Below are 18,755 nucleotides of genomic sequence, written 5' to 3' on the forward strand. Positions count from 1 at the left end.
GAACCAAAAGCGTTGTTTGAGGTCATTATCGTAACGATAAGCTACACCCAATCCAAATCCCATGGGATCTTCAGCCGTGACCGTATCAATATGTCTTCCTGTCTTGGTAGAAACTACAGATTCCAGTTCAGTCAGTATTTTTTCCCGATAATCAGGATTAATCAAGGTGCCGTGATAGAGCAATTGAACCCATTTCACGACATCTTCAGTATTCGCGACAATAGCCCCTGCTGATGAAGCCCAGGATAAATCATTGTTGATTGTATCAACTGATTTTTTAGTGGTTTTATCATAAAAATAACCATGTACCCGTCGATTTTTTATGGCATTGCCCACTTCGACCCCATTGGGTCCAGCCGGATAAAATGCATCATCCAAATCGTTTTTAGCGTTAATTATTCGTTTTTTTAATTGATTTTCATAAGTATCATGAGTGGCCTTTTCAATAACAAGCGCGGCGAGAATATAATTGGAATTACAATATTCATAACGATTGTTTTTATTCACCTTGAGTGCCTCTTCAGGGTGAGCATAGGTCAGAAGCTCTTCATCAGTCCAAACGTGACTCAGATCGCTATTGAGTTTTTTATCAAAAACCGGGTCTTCCGAATAATTAGGTATACCGCTGGTCATATCCAACAATTGACGTAAAGTAACTTCTTTCCAATTGGGATACTGAGGCAGCCATTTACCTAAAGTATCATCTAATGACAGCACACCTTCTGTCTGTAATTGCAATAATATTAAAGAAGTAAATGATTTGGTAATACTGCCAATATCAAATAAGTTATTGGTTGTGATTTCTTGATTGAATGGAGGGAAGCCCATTGTTCCTTTAACTACAGTAATTGTATTTTTAATGTCTGTCTGTTTATTGTGAGGAATAAGCACTGAAGCAGCCATTGCGGTGAACAATTCTTTGTCACTGTATTTTTTATAATAATCCGTCACTACAGTCTGCATCTGTTTTTTTAATTCTGAATCTGCAGAATTCGAATCAGCGTAGCTTGTTGTAGAAATTAATGAAACGGCCAGGGTAAGACTATAAATACTCGTTTTAATCTTCATGATTTATTATCCGGTATTCAGTAAAAAGTACTTAAAGGGACATTTATATTAGCGTGAATTGATCCAAAGTTACTACAAGCATTTGAAGTAATTCATAATTTTTATCTGAGTCTGATAATAGTTCCGAGATCCAGGCAAAAGCTCGCCTCAATCCCGGATCAACATGAAATATTATTGTGCGCTGGCTCTTAACCGGATTTTTTCAAGTGCGCATTCCAGACGGCTTAACACTCGTTGTTTACCTAATAAAGTCAGTGTCATATCTATGGAAGGAGACATACTCGTTCCGGTAACAGCTACCCGCAATGGTTGAGCAATTTTTCCCATATTAATATCAAATTGCGCACTAATGTCATTAATGCATTCCTGAAGATGATCTTTTTGCCAATCACCCAATACTTTCAACCGTTCATAAAGTGCAGCTAAAGGCTCCAGAATGACAGGACGCAGATGCTTTTTAACTGCATCCTCATCGTATTCAATAGAGTCTGAATAAAAATAAAGACTCATTTCACACATTTCAGCCAATGATTTGCATCGTTCAGCCTGAGTAACGACCAAATCCTTAAGCTGCGGTCCCTTACTGATATCTACACCCGCTTGTTCAAAATGCCAGCTTAAAGCTTTTGCGACAGAATCGGGATCATCACTTTTTTGATAATGTTGATTCAACCAATACAATTTATCGTAGTTAAAGCTGGATACACCCCTGCTCACATTTTTCAAGTCAAAACTGGATATCATTTCCTCAACACTGAAGATTTCCTGATCGCCATTAGACCAGCCCAGGCGAACCAGATAATTTAACAGGGCATGCGGTAAAATCCCCAGCTCTTTAAACTGCATAACCCCTACTGCGCCATGTCGTTTGGATAAACGCTTGCCATCCTCTCCCAAAATCATAGGCAAATGTGCAAAAATTGGAATCGGGGCATTCAAAGCCTTGAATAAGTTAATTTGTCTTGGCGTGTTATTAATATGATCATCACCACGAATGACATGAGTAATGTTCATATCCAAATCATCAATAACTACAGCAAAGTTGTACGTTGGATGTCCATCTGATCGAACTAAAATTAAATCATCCAATTCATTATTATCTACATGGATATCGCCGTACACTTCATCTTTAAAGGATACGGTACCGCTATCAGGATTTTTAAAGCGAATGACGTAAGGAGTATCAGACAACGGCAGATTTTTATCGCGGCAATGTCCATCATACCGAGGCTTTAATTTGGCAGCCAATTGTGATTCACGAAGGGATTCCAGTCGCTCTTTACTGCAGACACATCGATAAGCCTTGCCTTCATCCAAAAATTGCTGCGCTACTTCATTATATCGGGCATAGCGATCAGTCTGAAAAAAAGGACCCTCATCACAGTCCATACCCAACCAGGACATACCATCTAAAATTGCCTGCACCGATTCTTTTGTAGATCTCTCTCTATCAGTATCCTCTATTCTTAGAATAAACTGCCCATGATGACGTTTGGCATATAACCAGGAAAATAAAGCTGTTCTTACTCCTCCCACATGTAAAAATCCAGTAGGGCTTGGAGCAAATCGGGTTCTAACAGTCATAATATCATCCGTTGTAAGGAATAAAACAATCGGGCTATAATAGCCGACTTTACCATCAACGCAAAGATTCAACCGCTCAATTCAGTATAAACGGGAGTTATCTTGAAAAGTATTGGTATTAAATATCAACTAAGAATCACCACACTGATTCCCGCATTCCTGGTCGCCTTGCTGTTTGCTGTCTTTTACAATGGCCAATTCGGGAAGGACTTAAACCAACATATGTCCCGATTAGGTGAGGCCTACATTCGCCAGTTACTCCCTGCGGCTCAATTTGCCTTACTTCGTAATGATGACCGTACTCTGCAAGGACTAATTAATGCCTCAACAATTAACCCGGAAGTAAAAGCACTTGCCTTTTACAATGCCAGTGGACAGCTACTGGCCTATCGTGGCGGAAAACATTCCATACATAAACCATTTAATCCGCCGGATTTCACAGGGGATTACATTGAAAGCAAGCAAATTAACCCCTTTACCATTAATTTTATCGCACCAATTACCATTCCCAAATTCAACTTATACTCCAACAGCACCCTGTTCAAAAACATCCCAAGCCCGGTAGCGTTCCAGGCAGACGATATTCTGGGTTGGTTATCCATTGATATTGATACTCAATCCATGCTGATCAAACGCTATCAAATGCTTATAGTGACTATTTTTATTACGCTCTTTGGCTTACTGATGGGTTTGACCATTCATTATTTCTTGTCAAAACGGATCTACCTGCCTATTTCCCGATTACGCCGCAGTATGAAACAAATTTTAAGTAATGAATTTGAAACAGAAATAAAAGTCGGCAGCCAGGGCGAATTAGGTACTATCGAAAAAGGATGCGCGCATTTACAGAAACAGTATTTAAATACCATACGGGATCTGAATCAACACATTGAAGTAGCCACAGAAGATTTACAACAAAGTCTTGAGTTGCTGGAAGAGAAAAACATCGAATTGTCGCTCGAAAAGAAAAAAACAGAAGAGAAAAGCCGACAAAAATCAGAGTTCATCGCGAACATGAGTCATGAAATTCGCACACCAATGAACGGAGTTATCGGTTTTACCAATGTATTGCTGGAGAGTAAACTGGATCCATTGCAGCTGGATTACGTAAAAACCATCAAATCTTCTGCCCAGGATTTACTCGGTATTATTAATGATATTCTTGATTTTTCCAAAATTGATGCCGGTAAATTACATCTTGATTGCATCCCCGTTGACATCCGTGCCTGCATCGACGAAGTACTTGCTCTTGCCAGCCCCAACGCTCACAAGAAAGGAATTGATTTAATCCCCATCACCGATATACAGGTCCCTAAAACCATTCTGGGCGATCCGTTCAGAATCAAACAGATTATCAGTAATCTTGTAACCAACGCGGTTAAATTTACGGATCACGGCTATGTCTTGATACGAACGAAAATAGACCTCGAAACAGAGAAAGACTATACCTTGTTGTTTACCATCACCGACACAGGAATAGGCATTTCGCCCGAAGATCAAAACAAACTGTTTACGGCTTTCAATCAGGCCGATACCAGCATCACCCGACGTTATGGTGGGTCAGGATTAGGCCTGGTTATCTGTAAAAAGCTCTGTGAAGAAATGCATGGCCGTATCAGCCTCACCAGTGAATTAAATAAAGGCTCTACCTTTACAGCACGGATAAAGGTTGAAAAGCTCCTGGCCTATGAAATTGAAAAAAACCAGACGCATCGCTTCGCTCATTTAAAAATTCTGTGTTTTGATGATAATCCTTTACATTTGGAAGCCTTATGCAATGGACTGGGTTATTGGGGCATTGAATGTGTCTCCATTAACTCGTTTAACAAACTGGCTAAAGCTCTGGTTAAAAATAAAGACTGTAGAATAGCGTTTATTAATGTCAATCAGGGTTGCGAACACCAGGTAGCTGAACTGATACAACAGCACCCGCACCTGCCCTATGTACTGATCTCCAAATGGCCGATATCTGATTATGCGGCACTTGGCGCTCATGGATTTTTATATAAACCCATCAGCATACAAAAACTGCAGGATCTCATTGAATCTCTGAACAATAAGAACGCAACTGACAAAGCAATTAACCATGAGCTAGACGGCTTACGAGAACAATTGCGTTTCTTGCACCCTGAGTTATTAATTGCAGAAGATAATCCAGTCAATAAAATGCTCCTGAATTCATTATTAAATGAGAACACTCATGTTACCGCTGTAGATGATGGCGCCATGGCTGTAACCGCCTGTGAAGACAAAAAATTCAATATTATCCTGCTCGATCTGCAAATGCCCAAACTGAATGGGCTGGAAGCGGCACGGATGATTCGCCAAAACTCATTACTTAACAAACACACACCTATAGTACTCATCAGTGCTAACAGCAGTGATATCAGTACAGTAGATTTAAAAAAATCCGGTGTGGATTTTTGTCTGCAAAAACCAATTGATGAAAAACAATTATTAATGCAGATTCTTCGTATTGTTGATAAAGCAAAACACTCGGCGATTGACTGGCAATTGTGTGTACAGAAGGTTTCAGGTAATCAGGAGCTCGCTGAAGAATTTTTAGCAAAGTTCATAGAAGAACTGTATAAAAATCGTGAAGAGTTTATCCAGTTAATGCATAAAAAAGACATCAAGGGACTGGGTGAGACGGCTCACAAATTACATGGCGCCTGTTGCTTTTGTGGTGTTCCTGTCTTGCAGAAGAAAGTGATGCAATTAGAGAAACTGGCTACACGCGCGGCAAAAATCGAAGAATTAGCTGGGGCTTTTGCTGAATTAATCCAAAGCATTGATGCCGTACTTAATGAATATGAAAATCAATACTCACAATAAAACTCAATAATTCCAATAAATTGATGGAGATAAAATGGTTGTTAAAAATGCAATATATGCTCAATCGGGTGGCGTAACTGCCGTAATCAACGCATCAGCCTGTGGCGTTATCCAGACTGCAAAGTTATACCCACAACACATCGGTACCGTTTATGCAGCAAAAAATGGAATTATTGGGGCGTTGAATGAAGAACTCATTGATACCTCACTAGAAAGCGATGCGGATATTGCAAAACTAATGCAAACACCCTCCGGTGCATTTGGTTCCTGCCGGTATAAATTAAATAACAATAATGACGAATACAAACGATTGATTGAAGTATTCAAGGCTCATAATATCGGATATTTTTTCTACAATGGCGGCGGTGATTCCCAAGATACAGCGCATAAAGTCTCTCAATTAGGTGAAACCATGGGTTACCCTATTACCTGTATTGGAATTCCCAAAACAGTGGATAATGACCTGCCTTTTACAGATGCCTGTCCCGGATTCGGTTCAGTTGCCAAATATGTGGCGATATCGACCAAAGAAGCCGGCTTTGATGTTGCGTCAATGGCTGCTTCATCAACAAAAGTGTTTATTCTGGAAGTGATGGGTCGTCATGCAGGATGGATTGCCGCTGCCAGTGGACTTGCAAGTCAAAGTACAGAAGAACCACCGCATATTATCCTGTTACCTGAAGTCACATTTGATCCTAAACAATTCCTGGCCAAAGTTTCTGAATGTGTTAAATCCTACGGATATTGCGTAATCGTTGTTTCAGAAGGGATTCGCAATAAAGAAGGCCAGTTCTTAAGTGATGCAGGCTTACGAGATGCATTTGGTCATGCACAACTGGGTGGTGTTGCGCCTGTGATAGCCCAGCTGGTTAAATCGGAACTGGGTTTCAAATACCACTGGGCTGTTGCGGATTATCTTCAACGAGCAGCCCGCCACATTGCCTCACAAGTGGATGTAGAGCAAGCTTATGCTCTTGGCAAAGCAGCTGTTGAATATGCCGTTAAAGGCCATAATGCCATCATGCCTGTGATTATTCGAGAGCAAGATGAGCCTTATCAGTGGTCCATAGGTAAAGTAGCACTGGCAGAAGTAGCCAATCAGGAAAAAGCGATGCCGGCCGAATACATTTCAGAAGATGGCATGGGCATTACCCCAGCCTGCAAACGTTACCTGTCTCCGTTGATTCAAGGCGAGGCTTACCCCAATTACATTAACGGCATGCCTGATTACGTTCGTTTAAAAAATCAATTAGTCGCAAAAAAATTGAATCCCCGTTAATCAGTTCAAACAGAACACTTTCAAAATAGACAATCCCCTGGATTATATTGAACATCCAGGGGATTACTTCATACTGCCCCAAACACTGCCATTACGTTAAAGAATAGTTATTTTATGTAGCCCGTATTAGCGAAGCGTAATACGGGGATCGAAGTAGCACTTCACTGTTTCCCCGTATTACGCTTCGCTAATACGGGCTACATGGTTATCAGGACTTATGACGACAGTCACATCGACTTTTAAAGCACCTAAATCCAGCTTTCGTCTGTTGTAAACGCGATAGTGAGCCATAGTTGTGGACCATTTCCGCCCATTACTTCAACTATTTCATGACGAATTGCATCCAGAGTTTCAATACCTGATATGGGATAACCTTTCGGCACTACAATATGAATTTCAATAAATTGCGCCCGCCCTATCTTGGCAACATAGCTGGAATAGGTTTTAAATCCATACCGCTTTGTCAGTTCATCTAAAAATCCCCTGACTTTTTCATCCAGACCAAATGGAGCGATGAGAAACATATCACGCATTGCATCACGTACCGCTGCCATGGGCACAAATATCAAACATGCAGTCAAAACCGTCAAAATGAACGGATCGATATAAGGAGTCAGATGATCGTAAGAAGTGCCATCCATTAGCGCAGCAATACCAAATGCAACTAAAAGCGAAGTAGAAATAGCTGCGGAGATTAACCAGCTTTGTGTGTCAAGTCGCAAAAACTCAGAGTTCAATTTGAGATTCTTTTGTCGAATGTACACATACATTACAATCGATAATACCGACATCAATAAAGCAAAAACAAAAGCCCAATCAAAATTTAACTCTCGTCCACCCGACAGCAAACTGCCAATAGCATTAACTAATGCATAAGCACAGAGCAAGATAAGAACACTTCCATTAAAAACCAGCACCATAGGCTCTACATGCCAATAGCCGTATTGAAATCGGCGGCTCCCTTCACTGGTCAAAAGACGGGCTACCAAGAGAGCCAGTATTGACATGGCGGTGTCAACCATATTGAACATACCATCAAATACAATAGCCAATGAACCTGAGAGTAATCCAAACAAAACACCGGCTACTGCTAACAGGAACGTTACGGCTATGGATATTTTAAGAATTCGCTGCTCTTGTAGAACTGATGTAGTGCTATTCATATTAATTCCGAATCTGTTACTGAAATGAGACTATCATATAATAACACTTTGACTCATTAGAAGGACTGGGGTTTATAAGATATTTATAAGTCTCATTCACGGACGACAATATGCAGGACGATAACGATTAGCCAAAGTCCCGCCAGTACAATCCCAATGTATCGCTTTATCCGGATCCAATGTGGGAGTCAGGACGATAGTCCCATTACCCGCTTGTGCTGTATAGGTTATGGTAACTAATCCCTGATTTGCAATGGTTATTGATGCCACATTAGCTGTTGGAGCAGGAGTTATATACCCTGTTTCCAATTGATTGGCGGGAAAAGCACTTTGCGAGAATGTTGTTTCTGTAACTGATAGTTGGGCTGCATAAGCTAAATTTAATCCTTCTACTACTCGTGCTCGTATTACATAATCCTGATAAGCAGGAATAGCAAGTGCGGCCAAAATTCCGATTATGGCCACAACGATCATCAGTTCAATCAAGGTAAATCCTTTTGCTACCATATTAATCTCTGGATTTGCATTTAATATATACCACGCATATTCAATGCCAACTTGTTTTAATGATTGAATTTTTTAATTTACGGTACTTACGAACAAACCAGAGCTATTCGTTTAAAGGAATTATTAATCAACTCCAGGCAGGTTATTTCAAACAAATTAAGATATCTCTTTAAACCGGCACAGTGCTTGCGTTTGGAGATCTTTCACTGCGTTCAAGATGATGAGATTTCCAAGATAATTGATACAGTACAAAAATATCTCTTACTTCGATTTTGGGAGTGTTTGTAAATCCTGTTCTATAAATTTCAGATAAATAAAAACCGCCCCTGAGGGCGGCTTTCAATAGATGATATTAAGGTCTGCAACTGGCTGGTCGGTATTTAGCCAACAAGGTACCACCTGTACAAACCCAGGTCACATCTCCATTTGCTTGAAGCGTAGGAGTCATAACGATAGTACCGCCACCAGCAGCAGCCGTATAAGTAATGGTTATAGCCCCTGTATTATCTGCTATAGCTATTGAAGCGACATTAGGTGTTGCCGCAGGAGATACATATCCTGTCGCAGCCTGTGTTGCTGGCAAAGCATTATTAGTAATGGTTGTTTCAGATACAGCAAGTTTTGCAGAAGAAGCCAGTTCCAATCCCTCTGTAACACGTGCTCGAATGGTATAATCTTGATAAGCTGGAATTGCAATAGCAGCTAGAATACCGATAATAGCTACTACGATCATCAATTCAATCAGCGTAAAACCTCTTTGTCTCATGGCCATCTCCGTTGGTAATTAACTCTTATATTCATGCATACATAATGCCAATTTACATGATTCAGCAAATAGAGGCATATTAGTTCTTATATTTAGCTTAAATCAGCCCCTGCTTTTCTATAGTATAAATATTTCGAAACAAAGGTGTCGTTATACTATAAGGACTGATTACAAGGTCAGTTTAAAACTAATAACAAACTGACATTTTGTGTCATATTTTGACAAAATTGTCAGTGCACTATGACAACACATTATTACTGGGTATAATTAAAAAATAAATACCTGGAACCAGAGTAAATCATGTCGCGCAAATTAGATATAGAACACCAATTATCCGGGGAACTATCGCCCATATTCTTGACCGTCGAAGATGAGTCCAAAAATCATCATGTGCCTGAAGGAGCTGAAACACATTTCAAAGTGACAGTGGTTTCTTCTCGTTTTAATGAATTAAGTCGAATAGCTCGTCATAGAATGGTCAATAACTTATTAAAAGCAGAATTTGACAAAGGATTACATGCTTTAAGCATGCATTTGTATACAGAAAGTGAATGGAATCAAAAAATTACCCCTGTTCTAAAATCCCCTTCCTGTAAAGATGGATATAAAAATAGATAATTTTAATGGTTTTAAGATCCCCTCATCCGCCTGACGGCACCTTCTCCCGGAGGGAGAAGGACATTATATAGTAAGTGCAGATTGGGTCGAGACCCATAGCCGCCTGGCTAAGGAAATCGGATCCCCTCTCCACCGCGCGTAGCGTGGGGGAGAGGGTTAGGGTGAGGGGGTTAAAATTAAAGCAGCATAACGAACCGATTAGCTATGGGTCGAGACCCGATATTATAACGAAATGCATGTTAACTGTTACCTATGTGTCCGGTCATCGGTGTTACCGATGTGACCGGGTCGGATCCTGACAGCACCTTCTCCCGGAGGGAGAAGGACATAATGGTGAGATCTCGATAGTAGGTGTAGGTTGGGTTGCGACCCATAGCCGCCTGGCTAAGGAAATAGGATCCCCTCTCCACCGCGCGTAGCGTGGGGGAGAGGGTTAGGGTGAGGGGGTTAAAATTAAAGCAGCATAACGAACCGATTATATTTTTTATAAAAGTAATTTTGTTTTCACAATAAAGTGGAATCACTGACGTGATAAATTTTTTATCCCCCTCACCCTGCCCTCTCCCCCACGCTACGCGCAGTGGAGAGGGGATAAAATTGTTCTTTAGCATGACGGCTATGGGTCGAGACCCGATATTATAACGAAATGCATGTTAACTGTTACCTATGTGTCCGGTCATCGGTGTTACCGATGTGACCGGGTCGGATCCTGACAGCACCTTCTCCCGGAGGGAGAAGGACATTTTAATGAGATCTCGTTAACAATTGAAATTTAAAAAGTATTTGGTAAATATCTGCTGATTCAATTCATTAAAAATAATATCGGGCACCCCAAAAAAAATAACTCAATAATTAGAGATTTAGTAAAAATAAAAGTTCACCTCAAGTCCTAAGTTACTGTATAATGTATATCTTTTTATCAACTCGAAAAATCAATGAAAAACTGGTCCTCTGAAAAAATATCGGTGCTCGCTTTGGTATTACTTATAACCGGAGCAATTGACAGCATTAGAAATTTGCCTGGGACTGCTTTATTTGGTTCAACCTTGATATTCTTCTTTATTTTTTCTGCAATAATCTTTTTGATTCCGGTAGCCCTTGTCTCTGCAGAATTGTCATCAACCTGGTCTGAAGAGGAAGGCGGTATTTACAGCTGGGTAAAACATGCTTTTGGAGAGAACGTCGCTTTTTTTACCATCTGGCTGCAATGGATTAACACTCTTGTATGGTATCCAACGATACTGTCTTTTATCGCGGGTACAATAGCCTATCTAATCAATCCAGAACTGGCCCAAAACAAATATTACCTCATTTCAGTCATTTTAATTATTTTTTGGTCATTAACCTTGGTTGGATTATCCGGTTTACGAACGTCAGCAACATTTGCCGGATTCTGTGCCATTGTCGGGATGATAATCCCCATGGGTTTCATTATTCTCCTGGCATTCATTTGGTTAATCAAGGGCCATCCAATTGCTATCGATCTAAGCCTTCCCAATTTACTGCCTCAGTGGAAAGACAGCCAGTCATGGGTATCTTTAACCGCTATAATGACCTCATTCCTGGGAATGGAACTAGCCGCTGTTCATGTTAGAAATGTTCGCGATCCGCAAAAAAACTTCCCGCGCGCCATGTTTTTTTCAGTTCTGCTAATCCTGTTCACCATGATATTTGGTTCTCTGGCTATAGCCTTTGTCCTGCCCAAGGAAAAAATCAGCCTTGTTGATGGAGTCATGCGAGCATTTGATAATTTCTTTCAGGCTTATCATTTAAGCTGGCTAATGCCCGTGTTGGTATTTCTTCTCCTGCTTGGCAGCCTTGGAAGTATGATTAACTGGATTATCTCCCCTGCCAAGGGCTTACTCATGGCAGCGAAGCAGGATTTTTTACCGCAATTTATGTGCAAACTGAATAAACATGGAATCGCGTCACGAATATTAATATTACAAGCAATTCTGGTTACTGTTTTATGCAGCGGATTTTTATTGTTTCCCAGTGTCAATGCCATCTATTGGTTATTTACAGATTTAAGCACTGAGTTATACATTATGATGTACGTCCTGATGTTTATCGCTGCCTGGAATTTAAAAAGTAAATTTGCGCATCTTAAAAGACCTTTTGCCATACCTGGAGGTAAACCGGGTTATTATTTAGTTTGTGCTTTGGGATTATTCGGATGCGCCATTACGTTGTTTGTAGGCTTCATTCCTCCTGAACAAAGCATGGATGTTGGCGGAGCAGCACATTTTCGCCAAATATTTTCTCTCGGTATCATTATGATGTTAATTCCTGCATTTATTTTGTATTTGCGAAAAAGGATATTGACCAGAAATCAAAATCCTCACAAATAGCATCGTATCTCGGTAGGTAAAAAATGAGTTATCGTTACTCAATCAGGCTTTTCAAATAAAACTAACGGATTCTGAATGAGTGTTCAGAATCCGTTAGTTGTAAAGAGAGAATGTAAAAAATCCCTTGAGCATTCTTATTTAACAGAAATTGGCTGAATCGGTGCAAGCTCATCTACATTATTCTTGATTTTATCCACAATCTTTGCCGATTCAGTTTTGAAGAACATGAAGTTACCTGTAATCGCTTTGTTTATAGCTGCTGCAGCGAGATAAACTACTCCAAGTCCTAGTACTGCAAGTACAATATTACCCAAAAGTTGTTTCAAGCCTCTATGGTGTTCCAGCTCTGGTTTTGATTTTTCGATGCTCTCAACACATTTACTTTTAAAAACTGTGTAATTGTCTTGAGTGGGACGAGCATCATAATCAGATTTTGCTGTTACTAAATCCTCTAGTAAAGTTTGAGCAACATTTTGTGCTTTTCTTAATGAGGCTGCGTCGGTGTAATTTCTTGCTTTGGCTGCATTAGTTGCTCTAGTATCCAGATCTGCAATTTTATTCACAAACTCTTTCAATAGCGATTCAAATTTTTTGTTCGCTACCTGATAGCTCAAATTAGTCGCAATAGTAACTGGTATAGATTGATTGTTTAGAGGTAATGAATTCGCAACAATTGATCTTGGCACAGTAAATTGATTAGCACTTTGAACTGATGGATCTGCTGGATTCACCAATTGCCCATCGTCGTGTAAAGAACTATTATTATCTGATGTCCTATCTATTGTAACAACCTGATCATCTTGTGCCGCTGGAGTTTCATCTCCAAAAGCCACTTGCAGAGCGAAATCTGCATCCTGTTGAATCAATAGATCCATTTGATCATTATGCTCCTGTTCTTCATCGGAAATTCGCCGAGCTAAATCCGCATCCTGTTGAGTCATTGGATCCTTTTGATCATTATGCGGCTGCTCTTCTTCAAAAATTTGCAGAGCTAAATCCGCATCCTGTTGAGGCACTGGATCCATTAGATCATTATGTGGCTCCTCTTCATTGGAAATTCGCTGAGCTAAATCCGCATCCTGTTGAATCAATAGATCTATTTGATCATTATGCTGCTGTTCTTCATCGGAAATTCGCTGAGCTAAATCCGCATCCTGTTGAGTAACTGGATCCATTTGATCATGATGTGGCTGTTCTTCTTCAGAAATCTGCAAAGTTAAATCCGCATCCTGTTGAGTCACTAAAATGAGATCTTCTTTAGCCCTGATTTCTTCAGCTTGAATTTGTTCAGCAAGTTGTCTGTCTTGTTCCAACATGTGCTTAATCATATCGGCAACGGCCAAATCATCGGCTGCAATTTGCTCTGCGATTTGACGATCGAAGGCAGTTTGTTGCTCCGCATCTTTCTCAGCCTGAATTAGTTTCTTTTCCTCATCGTATGCGTCCTGAAGTGCGCGCGCTTTCTGCTCATCAGCAATGATTTGTACTTGATGCACCGGATCAAAGATATATTGAGGTATTAAAGAATTCCAATGCACATTTGAACTGTTATTAAGAATCAGATCAGGTTGTTCTGCTTGTTTATAATCAGGCTCAGCCCCATTAACACGAATCTGTAAATTAATTACAGTATCGTAGTAGGTGTCTACTTCATCTCGGTCGTTACGTACAAAATGTTCTCCTTGCACCGCCCTATTAATGGTCAACAGCGTCTCTTCAGTACCCCAGACATAATTAGTAGCAAGGCGAGCGATGTAAGCGTCTAAATTACGATAGTCATTCTCTGTAAAAAATTCTACAGTCTTTTCAGCAAGAATTTGATCTAAAATCATTTCTTTTCGGAACGCAACATCTTCGGATTCGGTGCTGTCTTTAATTTTAGCCCACTCAGATTCAAATTGTGCATGAACTTCTTCGCTTTTATCTCGTGCAAATTCCAGCATCCTGGTTTTTATATTGGCTACTTTGAAAATTTCGGCTTCTGTATAATCTTCATCTGTAAAATCACTATAAAGAAATTGAGATTCAGGATGATCACGAAGAGTAAATCGAAAATAATACTCCAAACCGTATTTTGCGGATGCATACAATCCGGTTGTGCGCGGACGATTAATGAAATCCTCTCGTGTTTGCCGAGCACCTAATGCTCTTGCTTTAGTAGCAAGAACCGGCTCAATAATATCGGTAATGGTGTCCCTGGAGAATTTTTGATCCCGATTTTCCGTGAGCAGAGAATTTAATACACTTTTCTCATCTTCTGTAAGACCAAATTTATTGAATACAGTCTCAGTGATTTGGGGATTATTTTTTGAACGTAAAAAATACATCAATGAAATGCTGTACGCTTCATACATGCAATTACCTTGAGCGCTATTTTCAACTGTAAACATAATAATCACCTCAATATTCAATCAACCGTGTTCAAACTTAGGGTGTTTTTCATCTATACCCTTATGTAAAATGATACAGCTGGATTGATTAACTGATTATTAAATGTTCATATAAAATATTAATAACTATTATTTAAAAATCATATAACGCTTTTTTAAATGATAAAGATTGGACTTGAGTGCGTTCTATCTAAACGGCACAGCAGTGCTTATAGTGCTATTGCATAACACCATCAAATGCAATGAGAATAATGAAGAATTCCCTGCATTAAAGAGGATTAGATTTCATAGGTTATTGATGAGGCATTACTCTTCAGAAAGTACTGCTAAAAGGTTACGGGCTGTAATTAAATCTTCTTGAGTATTAATATCCTGTAAAGGTTCTACACAGGCTTGTTCTACCTTGATGGAATAACCCGCCCACAAAACACGTAATTGCTCCAGGGCTTCCAGTCGTTCCAGTTCGCAAACTGGCCAGGTAACAAAATCCAGTAAAAATGCGGCTCGATAAGCATACAAACCGATATGGCGAAACGTGTGTTCAATAGACAAATTGTCCTCTCTGTTTGCAGGGATGATACTTCTGGAAAAATACAGCGCATGGTTATCTCGATTGCGGACTACTTTAACTACATTTGGATTTTTTAACAGGTCCATGCTGGTTATTGGCCAACACAAAGTCGACATTGGCGCATCGGTATGAGTTAATCCTTTAGCTACTTGTTGGATTAGTAAAGGAGAAATAAAAGGCTCATCTCCCTGTACATTGACGATAATATCATCAGCCGCATAAGTACCTTTTGCTACAACTTCCGCAATTCGGTCAGTACCGGTTTGATGAGAAGGCAGGGTCATGACCACTGGCGCCCCAAATCCTCGCGCATGCTCGGCAATGGACTCATCATCCGTAGCGATTGTAATCGACTCTGCCTGTGCCTGGAGAACTTGTCGGTACACTCGCTCAAGAACCGTTAAACCATTTAACTCCTGCAGCAATTTTCCTGGAAAACGGGATGATTGATATCGCGCAGGGATGATCACATGAAAAGGTGTACTCATAATTTGTCTTTTTCTTCCAATGAAATAATTCGTGCCTCATGCTCTAACATAACCGGGATGTCATCACGCACCGGAAATGCCAGACGATCGAACCTACAAATAAGTTCCTGTTTTTTTACGATTAATTTGCCCTTACATAAGGGACAAACCAACAATTCCAACAATTTTTTATCCACGCGAATCTCCTTGAGTTACCTGATTTCGCACATATACAGGCTGAGCTTGTGCAGCTGGGACCGGGTTAATACCAGTATGTTGCACTAATTTTATCATGGCCGCTGCATTTGGAAACAAATTCAACCGGCTGCTGATTTGAGATTTTATTAAATCTGAAAAATCATTCCAGTACAACTCGATGCCAACTCCAGCCAATACTACTGGTTGATTTACGGGTAATGAAATCTCCTGTGCTGGATTAACCCGCTCATCTGCCTCCCATTGATCTGCTGGATAAAAACCCCAATACATCTCATGCATGCGCGCATCCAACACAGCTACTATGGGAGAACTGGCGCAATCAGGATGTTCTCGAGCAGCCCAGGCAATTGCAGCCAAACTGCTGACCGGTATTAAATCCAAATCATGGGCATAAGCTAATCCTTTGGCAATACTACAGGCTATGCGCAAACCCGTAAAACTACCAGGACCACAACCGAAAATTATTCCATCCAATTGATTCATTTGCAAACCGGCCTGAACCAATTGACGGTTTATCATGGGCAATAATAATTGAGCATGAGTTCGCTGACTACCCTGCTCTTCACACGTTATCTCTTCGCCTGATAAAACCGCCACGCTGGCTAGTTCAGTGGAGGTATCAATCGCTAACAGTTTCATAATCCAGTGCCAACTCTTCAATAAAATTTAAAACTCTGCGTTCATCACGTGTCCGCGGTATTTGAGGTAAACTGGCCAATATATGACGACCATATTCTCGCGAAGTGAGTCGCGGATCCGCAATCATCAGCACCCCTTTATCAGTGATGTCTCGAATCAAGCGACCGACTCCCTGTTTTAGAGCGATTACAGCATTTGGCAGGGACAGCTCATCAAACCCGGATAATCCTCTGTCTTTCAAATAAGCCATACGACCACGAGTAACCGGATCAACTGGACTCGCAAAGGGTAATTTATCAATAATAACACAGGAAAGCGCTTCCCCCTTGACATCAACCCCTTCCCAAAACGTTGCCGTTCCTAATAATACCGCATTACCTAATTGTCGAAATCGCTCTAGTAAAATGGGTTTTGCCTCTGATCCCTGAATCAATAGAGGGTAGTCTAAGGTATTGCTCAGCATTTGGGCAACTAATTTTAATGCTTTATGGCTTGTAAACAAGAAAAAACATCGACCACCACAGGCTTTTATTACTGGCAAAGCACGATCAAGTAACGCTTGATAGTACCCTGGATCCTTTGGATCAGGTAAGCCCCTGGGCAAATAAAGCAATGCCTGTTCCTGAAAATCAAATGGGCTGGGTAATAATAGTGTTTGAGCATTGCCCAAGCCTAAAGGCTTACAGAAACAATCAAACGAAGAAGCCATCGTTAAAGTCGCTGATGTAAATACATACGTACATTGATGATGCCGAAGCAGATTACTAAAGGTTTCGGCAATATCAAAAGGAGTGGCATGAAAAACCAAAGTCTGTTTAAAACGTTCGAGCCAGCGAATTTTATCATGTGCAGACTGAGCAAAAGAAAGTAAGGTTCTATCCAATTCGAGCAAACGCTCCTTACATCGGGCAAGACCAGGCACCTCAGCAACATGCTCATCATTTAAACAGGCCAACAGTTCATCTTTTATCGCAAGCCAACTATCCCAGACTTGCCTAAATGTCTTGTTCCGGTGCACCTCTTCCCAGCTCACTCTGTCTTCACGAAATGGAATCGAATTCAACAGCTCATCCATCACTTTATCCGACCTGTTGCGTAGGGCTTTCAACGGTTGATTCGCTAAATCCAAAACAGGCCATTCACCGATAATATCATCAACTAAATCGGAGAATTGACGTGTACCAATTCGTTCACCATTAAAATGGGTCGCTATTTCAGCCAGTTGGTGTGCCTCATCAAAAACAATAACATCTACACCAGGTAATAATTCTCCAAATCCATCCTGTTTCAAGCGTGAATCCGCGAAAAATAAATGATGGTTAATGACAACAATGTCGGCATCCATTGCTCGTTTACGAGCCTTTACTAAAAAACAGGTTTCATGATTGGGACATTCCGCGCCAAGGCAATTATCTGTAGTGGACGTTACATAATTCCAGACGGGTGAATCTTCATTGATCTCAGGTAGTTCTGATCGCTCCCCGTCTCTCATTTGAGAAAGCTTGTCTCTAATATGAAGCACTTCATGCGCGCATTGTGGGCTTTGAAATTGTCCTTCTTCCGCATGCAACTGTACTCGATGCTGGCATATGTAATTAGCACGGCCTTTTAAATTTTGAATACGTGCTGATAAACCCAATGCTCTTACCAGAGTGGGCAAATCTTTTTGATACAATTGATCTTGTAAGGTTTTGGTCGCAGTCGATATAAGCGCTTTTTTTCCACTTAATAAACACGGTAAAAGGTAGGCAAAGGTTTTACCTGTTCCAGTTCCTGCCTCTGCGACCAGAGTCGATTGTTTTGCGATTGCCTGGGCAATGGCTACGGCCAAATCTGATTGAGGCGCTCGGGCAACAAATCCAGGAATTGCTGTAGAAAGCCGCCCTTTCTCACTAAGAATTCGCCGACAGGATTCAGCGAGTGATGTTATTTCTTCCACTCTTTCTGCAAATATTGAAGTTTATCCTTAACATCTTCCCAATCTTTTGCGTCTGCTGGTCCATCTTTCTTGGCTGTAATATTAGGCCAGGTTTTGGACAGCTCTGCATTCAACTCTTTAAATTGCTGTTGCCCATCAGTCAAATCATCCTCAGAAACGATGGCATTAACCGGGCATTCAGGTTCACAAAGCGCACAGTCGATACATTCTTCGGGATGAATCACCAAAAAATTAGGTCCTTCATAAAAACAATCAACCGGACATACTTCGACGCAATCAGTATATTTACACTTAATACAACTTTCTGTAACTACAAAAGTCATAACAAACCCTTCAATTGATGTTAATAAATGTAAGGT

The 18,755-nt window shown here is 40.5% G+C and carries 15 protein-coding genes; 4 read left to right on the forward strand and 11 right to left on the reverse strand.

Annotated elements, in window-relative coordinates:
- Positions 1-1,068 (reverse strand): serine hydrolase domain-containing protein (locus IZU94_RS05385; RefSeq protein ID WP_203108732.1); only part of this gene is annotated, 1,068 nt, incomplete at its 3' end.
- A 171-nt stretch (positions 1,069-1,239) separates the two neighbouring features.
- On the reverse strand, positions 1,240-2,652 hold the full coding sequence (gene gltX / locus IZU94_RS05390) for a glutamate--tRNA ligase (protein ID WP_203108734.1): 1,413 nt from the start codon (positions 2,650-2,652) through the stop codon (positions 1,240-1,242).
- A gap of 99 nt (positions 2,653-2,751) precedes the next feature.
- Here gltX and letS point away from each other — a divergent pair, with 99 nt between their 5' ends.
- Positions 2,752-5,487, forward strand: coding sequence for a two-component system sensor histidine kinase LetS (letS, locus tag IZU94_RS05395; RefSeq protein ID WP_203109536.1), 2,736 nt, complete (start codon positions 2,752-2,754; stop codon positions 5,485-5,487).
- Between the two features lie 34 nt (positions 5,488-5,521).
- Positions 5,522-6,766: a 6-phosphofructokinase gene (locus IZU94_RS05400; RefSeq protein WP_203108736.1), complete on the forward strand. Its 1,245-nt coding sequence runs from the start codon at positions 5,522-5,524 to the stop codon at positions 6,764-6,766.
- A gap of 248 nt (positions 6,767-7,014) precedes the next feature.
- Here IZU94_RS05400 and IZU94_RS05405 read toward each other — a convergent pair whose 3' ends face one another.
- The 3 genes from IZU94_RS05405 to IZU94_RS05415 all read right to left on the reverse strand — a co-directional run bounded on the left by IZU94_RS05405 (position 7,015) and on the right by IZU94_RS05415 (position 9,202).
- Complete coding sequence (locus tag IZU94_RS05405) at positions 7,015-7,929, reverse strand: cation diffusion facilitator family transporter (protein WP_203108738.1); 915 nt, start codon at positions 7,927-7,929, stop codon at positions 7,015-7,017.
- 96 nt (positions 7,930-8,025) lie between these two features.
- Complete coding sequence (locus IZU94_RS05410; protein ID WP_203108741.1) at positions 8,026-8,436, reverse strand: pilin; 411 nt, start codon at positions 8,434-8,436, stop codon at positions 8,026-8,028.
- Positions 8,437-8,788: 352 nt separating this feature from the next.
- Positions 8,789-9,202: a pilin gene (locus IZU94_RS05415; protein ID WP_203108743.1), complete on the reverse strand. Its 414-nt coding sequence runs from the start codon at positions 9,200-9,202 to the stop codon at positions 8,789-8,791.
- A 300-nt stretch (positions 9,203-9,502) separates the two neighbouring features.
- Here IZU94_RS05415 and IZU94_RS05420 point away from each other — a divergent pair, with 300 nt between their 5' ends.
- Complete coding sequence (locus tag IZU94_RS05420; protein ID WP_203108745.1) at positions 9,503-9,820, forward strand: BolA family protein; 318 nt, start codon at positions 9,503-9,505, stop codon at positions 9,818-9,820.
- 935 nt (positions 9,821-10,755) lie between these two features.
- Positions 10,756-12,171: an APC family permease gene (locus IZU94_RS05425; protein WP_203108747.1), complete on the forward strand. Its 1,416-nt coding sequence runs from the start codon at positions 10,756-10,758 to the stop codon at positions 12,169-12,171.
- Positions 12,172-12,305: 134 nt separating this feature from the next.
- Here the strand turns inward: IZU94_RS05425 and IZU94_RS05430 are convergent, their stop codons facing one another.
- The 6 genes from IZU94_RS05430 to fdxA form a co-directional block, all read right to left on the reverse strand.
- Positions 12,306-14,561, reverse strand: a complete 2,256-nt coding sequence (locus IZU94_RS05430; RefSeq protein ID WP_203108749.1) for a hypothetical protein — start codon at positions 14,559-14,561, stop codon at positions 12,306-12,308.
- 306 nt (positions 14,562-14,867) lie between these two features.
- Positions 14,868-15,620 carry a 3-deoxy-manno-octulosonate cytidylyltransferase gene (kdsB, locus tag IZU94_RS05435; protein ID WP_203108751.1) on the reverse strand — a complete coding sequence of 251 codons (753 nt, stop codon included), beginning with the start codon at positions 15,618-15,620 and terminating at the stop codon, positions 14,868-14,870.
- Positions 15,617-15,796 (reverse strand): Trm112 family protein, encoded by a 180-nt coding sequence (locus IZU94_RS05440; protein ID WP_203108753.1) that lies wholly within the window; start codon positions 15,794-15,796, stop codon positions 15,617-15,619. The genes kdsB and IZU94_RS05440 overlap by 4 nt, the downstream gene beginning before the upstream one ends.
- On the reverse strand, positions 15,789-16,457 hold the full coding sequence (gene tsaB, locus IZU94_RS05445) for a tRNA (adenosine(37)-N6)-threonylcarbamoyltransferase complex dimerization subunit type 1 TsaB (protein ID WP_203108755.1): 669 nt from the start codon (positions 16,455-16,457) through the stop codon (positions 15,789-15,791). The genes IZU94_RS05440 and tsaB overlap by 8 nt, the downstream gene beginning before the upstream one ends.
- Complete coding sequence (gene yoaA, locus IZU94_RS05450) at positions 16,438-18,396, reverse strand: DNA repair helicase YoaA (protein ID WP_203108757.1); 1,959 nt, start codon at positions 18,394-18,396, stop codon at positions 16,438-16,440. The genes tsaB and yoaA overlap by 20 nt, the downstream gene beginning before the upstream one ends.
- Positions 18,384-18,719, reverse strand: coding sequence for a ferredoxin FdxA (gene fdxA / locus IZU94_RS05455; RefSeq protein WP_203108759.1), 336 nt, complete (start codon positions 18,717-18,719; stop codon positions 18,384-18,386). Before fdxA ends, yoaA begins: the two co-directional genes overlap by 13 nt.
- Between the last annotated feature and the right edge of the window lie 36 nt (positions 18,720-18,755).

The sequence above is a fragment of the Legionella bononiensis genome (assembly GCF_016786215.1).
GTDB classification, from domain to species: Bacteria; Pseudomonadota; Gammaproteobacteria; order Legionellales; family Legionellaceae; genus Legionella; species Legionella bononiensis.

What these genes read in the sequence shown, in the direction of transcription:
- kdsB (WP_203108751.1), bottom strand. Translation starts at nt 15,620, where the DNA reads ATGAGTACACCTTTTCATGTGATCATCCCTGCGCGATATCAATCATCC.
- IZU94_RS05425 (WP_203108747.1), top strand. Translation starts at nt 10,756, where the DNA reads ATGAAAAACTGGTCCTCTGAAAAAATATCGGTGCTCGCTTTGGTATTA.
- IZU94_RS05415 (WP_203108743.1), bottom strand. Translation starts at nt 9,202, where the DNA reads ATGAGACAAAGAGGTTTTACGCTGATTGAATTGATGATCGTAGTAGCT.
- IZU94_RS05430 (WP_203108749.1), bottom strand. Translation starts at nt 14,561, where the DNA reads ATGTTTACAGTTGAAAATAGCGCTCAAGGTAATTGCATGTATGAAGCG.
- fdxA (WP_203108759.1), bottom strand. Translation starts at nt 18,719, where the DNA reads ATGACTTTTGTAGTTACAGAAAGTTGTATTAAGTGTAAATATACTGAT.
- IZU94_RS05410 (WP_203108741.1), bottom strand. Translation starts at nt 8,436, where the DNA reads ATGGTAGCAAAAGGATTTACCTTGATTGAACTGATGATCGTTGTGGCC.
- tsaB (WP_203108755.1), bottom strand. Translation starts at nt 16,457, where the DNA reads ATGAAACTGTTAGCGATTGATACCTCCACTGAACTAGCCAGCGTGGCG.
- IZU94_RS05420 (WP_203108745.1), top strand. Translation starts at nt 9,503, where the DNA reads ATGTCGCGCAAATTAGATATAGAACACCAATTATCCGGGGAACTATCG.
- gltX (WP_203108734.1), bottom strand. Translation starts at nt 2,652, where the DNA reads ATGACTGTTAGAACCCGATTTGCTCCAAGCCCTACTGGATTTTTACAT.
- IZU94_RS05400 (WP_203108736.1), top strand. Translation starts at nt 5,522, where the DNA reads ATGGTTGTTAAAAATGCAATATATGCTCAATCGGGTGGCGTAACTGCC.
- IZU94_RS05405 (WP_203108738.1), bottom strand. Translation starts at nt 7,929, where the DNA reads ATGAATAGCACTACATCAGTTCTACAAGAGCAGCGAATTCTTAAAATA.